Here is a 3,808-nt window from a genome sequence, read left to right as displayed (position 1 = left end):
CTGCGGGAGCGAGGTGATTTGGTTCGTGAACTCGGTATCGTTAAAGACGCAGGAGCGCCACTGCTACGCTCAACTCCCCCCTTCCTCTCCCTGCATGAGAGCGGCAGCGGGCTGGGGGGAAGGTGAGGGAGCACCCTCCCCCCTTCCTCTCCGGCAGCGTGGGAGAGGAAGGGGGGCTGGGGGGGAAGGTGAGGGCGTGCCCTACCCCCCTTCCTCTCCGGCAGCGTGGGAGAGGAAGGGGGGCTGGGGGGGAAGGTGAGGGCGTGCCGACACCGCACGTCACAGATCCAGCGTATGCTGCATCGAGAGCGATTGGCGCTGTTCGTACATCAACCGCGCAATCTCGCTCCAGCTCTGCACCAGCGCATTGTAGGCAAAGGCTTCATCCGGGCGTTTGTTGCGCTCGCAGATGGTGTAGAGCCGGTAGGCCAGTTCGCGCGCCACGTCGGCCCGCCTGCCCAGCTTCGCCGCCAACGCTGCCGCCGCCATTTCACCGCCCGTTTCCAGCACCCGGATCAGATGATGGAGGGCTTCCCAATGCGTGACCCGGCTATCACTGGCCGGGTCCCAGGTGGCCGGGAGTTCTGCCGGTCTGAGCAGGCGCACCTTGCCCCGTTTCGCTTCGACCATCCCGGCGGCCACCAGCCCTTCGACGCTGGTGTTCTTGGCTTTGGAAAGCGTCTCGGCCACGCCGAACGCGCCTTCGGCAAAGCCGTACTGCTCGAACCAGGCCAGCGCCCAACGGGTGTCGGCGTCGAAATCGCCCTCCTGCTCGGCCAACACCTCGTCGAGGGTCTGGTTGATCCACGCCAGCGCGTCGCGCACCCGCACCGGGTTGCCCTGGGTATCCACCACGCGGGCAGAGCGGGTGTAGATCGCCATGCCCGGCCCGATGGCCGCCTGCGCCAGGTCGACCGGCGCAATGTTGGCGTGTTGCAGCGCGGCCAGCGCCGTCGGCAGCTCGGCCTTGAGTGCGGCAAGAAACTCGCGGCGGGTGGCAACGGGGGCATTCGCCGGACGAGGACGGCAGACCAGCACGATACTGGAGGCCAGGGCGTTGGTACCGCTTCGACTAATCGAACGAGCTTGCATTTCTGTTCTTATCGGCCAGGTGCCGGTGACGGCAAAGCCGGCCTGGATAACCGCCTCGAGGAAGGTTTCCCAGCCGGTGGAGGCGGGGGCGGAGTGGAGGAGGGAGGGTGTGTCGGGATCACGCGCTTCGCCCGTCGTGCGCTCGTCGTGCGGCGCTTCCCGCACTTCTTGCTGCTTGAAGGCGTAGTAGATGGTGACCGGAAAAGCGGGGTGGGCCTGCACGGCCAGGTTGTGGAGGGCACGGGTCATCCCTTCCAGAAAGAAGCGCTCGGCGGCCGGTTTGCTGCCGTGGCGGTAGGGGGTAGCGACCAGCTCTTCGGCTTTGGGCGTGGCGAGGGTGGCGTAGAGGTCGGGGAAGATAGGCCTGAGCATCCGACGCAGCCAGACGTAGAAGAAGTCCGACAGGTCGGCGTAGCCGATGTTGTCGTAGTAGGGCGGGTCGGTAGAGATAACCATTTGATCCGTGTCAAATTTTGACATCGTCGCATCTTCCTGATTCGCTACACCAGGTTTGTTGACGTTTTGAATATATTCAAGTACTTTTACGTTCCATTCTACGGAACCCATCAGATTACCAGAAGCATTACAGAGAGGGTTGTTCTCTGCAAAATCCCAAACCATCGGTATAGCCTGTCTGGCAAAAACACCTTGCATTTTTTCTCCACCGGAATGCCATGATGATAATGCACACCAATAATGTGTATTTTTACTCACCGCCAACGCCAAATACACCCCCACGGCCTGGGCATAGGCGGTCGCGCCGGTACCGCCATCGTTCAGTCCGACACCATCGTCCGGCAGTCCTGCGGCCTGGGCATCTCGTCTGACGCACTCCATCGCCTCGCCCACCAGGTCGGCAAAGGTGGTTAATGCCACCAGTTGGCGCGGGGTGAAGAGGTCGGCCCATGCGAAAAACCCATAGCCACGACCACTGACCAGATTGGTTGTCTCCCGATTCATCGGCAGATCGGGCTTCCACGTCGGCTGCGCGCTGCGCGCAATCGCCTCGTGCTCCGCCGTCGGCGGCAGGTAGACCCGACCACGTGGCCCTTCGGCGACGATCGCCAGCATCCGAGCGCCCATCCGTCCGGCCATGCTCTCTGCTTTGATGTATTCATCCTTAATCGGCATCTGAGACAGCAGGCAGCGGAAGTTCGCGCCGCGAGCCAGCTTCGTGCCGTTCTTCGCCCACGCTGGCGGCTTCCCGACGCGCACCGTGAAGTGGTAGGTGTCCCCCGTCACCACCGGCTCCACATACGCCTCGTGGCCCGGCTTGCTGGAGAGGATGAACGTCGTGACCAGCGGCACCTCGACGTGGGCAAAGGCCGGATTGGGACTGCGCACGGTGCGCGCCCACAGCCAGGCAATCACCGTGAGCTGCTGCCCGATCAGCGACCGCAGGTCGGCACGGTCTGCGGCCAACTCCGCAGTGATGGTGATCGGCGGGTACAGCGGCCCGATCCGCTGCTGCGCCTGCGCCCGCATCCACTGCCCGTAATACCGCACGTCGGCCGCCAACCCCTGCGCGCCATACCAGGAGTTCAGATCAAGCTGCTGGCGATCCTGCGGATTGACTGGCGGGCAGTCGCGGAACTTCGGCGGAATTTCGATCATTGCCTTGTTGATCGTCACCGCCACCGGGTTGAGGTCGCTGGCGTAGGCCGCCAGCCCCAAGCGTTGCGCCTCCAGCGGGATACTCCCCCCACCGGCAAACGGGTCATGCACGCCCGGCAGCGGCGGTATCTGCCCGGTACGGATGGCCTCCTCGATCTCCTCGTCGGAGAGACGGTCGGCGTTCACCCCGCCCAAGCAGTGCCGCGCCCAGCTCCGGCGGATTGCGCGGCGGGCGCGCTCGAGCACCTCCTCATTGGTGGTGTTTTCCCACTGCACCAATTCCTTAAGGATGGCAAACAGCCGTTCCCGCTCGCGCTGTTGGGCCTCTGCGGTCGGGAACAGCTCCGGCCAGGCCGACGGGTCGTCGACCAGTTGGGCAAAGAGGACGGCGCGGGCAGCCGCCAGCGGGCGACGCGCCCACCACAGATGCAAGGTGGAGGGATGGCCGTGGCGGATGGACTTTTCGCGGGCGCTGGCCGCGTTGATGGCGTCGAGCGGCAGGGCGACTTCGATGAGTTTCTTGCGCGAACGAATGTGGTTCATAGCGGGTGCTCTCCGCGGCTCCAAAGGTCGGCGACGTGGTAGGTGACACTCGTGACTCCAAAGTCGGGTTCACGGCGGAAGGGACGGCGCACATAGCGCACGGCGGTGCTGCCGTCGGGTTGGAACATGACGATCATCACCAGATCATAGCGGGTATCAGGGGCAGCAAGTTTGGTCTGTACGTCCTCATTGAAACGCCACGGGCAACCATGGTCAACGAGGGGCAAGCGATCTTCATCAGCGCGAAAGAAGCGTTCATGGGCAACATTCCCATGTTGATCACGATACATCAACGTCATTGCATCCGTTCCTTGCCATTGCACGCTCAGGACTCTGACCAATTCGTTGAGAAGGATGCCGCGAAGATTGGTAGAAGGTTGAATCTCTTCAGGGTGTACCATGAAACATTCCTCTACGAGATTCGGTAACAACTGGCTTGCGATGACGGTGGCACCAAAGACAGGTGAGACCGTAACGAAAACAAATATTCCTCCATGTAGAAAATCTGGCATCCTTATTTGTGTATTATATCCTGATGACCAAACTACGTCCTTACTAA

The 3,808-nt window shown here is 62.4% G+C and carries 2 protein-coding genes; both read right to left on the bottom strand.

What is annotated here, in order from left to right; all coding sequences use genetic code 11:
* Positions 1–279: 279 nt before the first annotated feature.
* Entirely contained in the window at positions 280–3,249 is a 2,970-nt protein-coding gene (locus JE47_RS0119720) for a DUF1156 domain-containing protein (protein ID WP_031461388.1), read from the bottom strand.
* Positions 3,246–3,650 (bottom strand): hypothetical protein, encoded by a 405-nt coding sequence (locus JE47_RS0119715; RefSeq protein WP_031461387.1) that lies wholly within the window; start codon positions 3,648–3,650, stop codon positions 3,246–3,248. The genes JE47_RS0119720 and JE47_RS0119715 overlap by 4 nt, the downstream gene beginning before the upstream one ends.
* Positions 3,651–3,808: the final 158 nt, after the last annotated feature.

Source organism: Chloroflexus sp. MS-G, from assembly GCF_000735195.1.
GTDB lineage: Bacteria > Chloroflexota > Chloroflexia > Chloroflexales > Chloroflexaceae > Chloroflexus.
Note: the sequence above shows the minus strand (reverse complement) of the source record. Positions and strands in the feature narration are given on the sequence as shown.

What these genes read in the sequence shown, in the direction of transcription:
- JE47_RS0119715 (WP_031461387.1), bottom strand. Translation starts at nt 3,650, where the DNA reads ATGGTACACCCTGAAGAGATTCAACCTTCTACCAATCTTCGCGGCATC.
- JE47_RS0119720 (WP_031461388.1), bottom strand. Translation starts at nt 3,249, where the DNA reads ATGAACCACATTCGTTCGCGCAAGAAACTCATCGAAGTCGCCCTGCCG.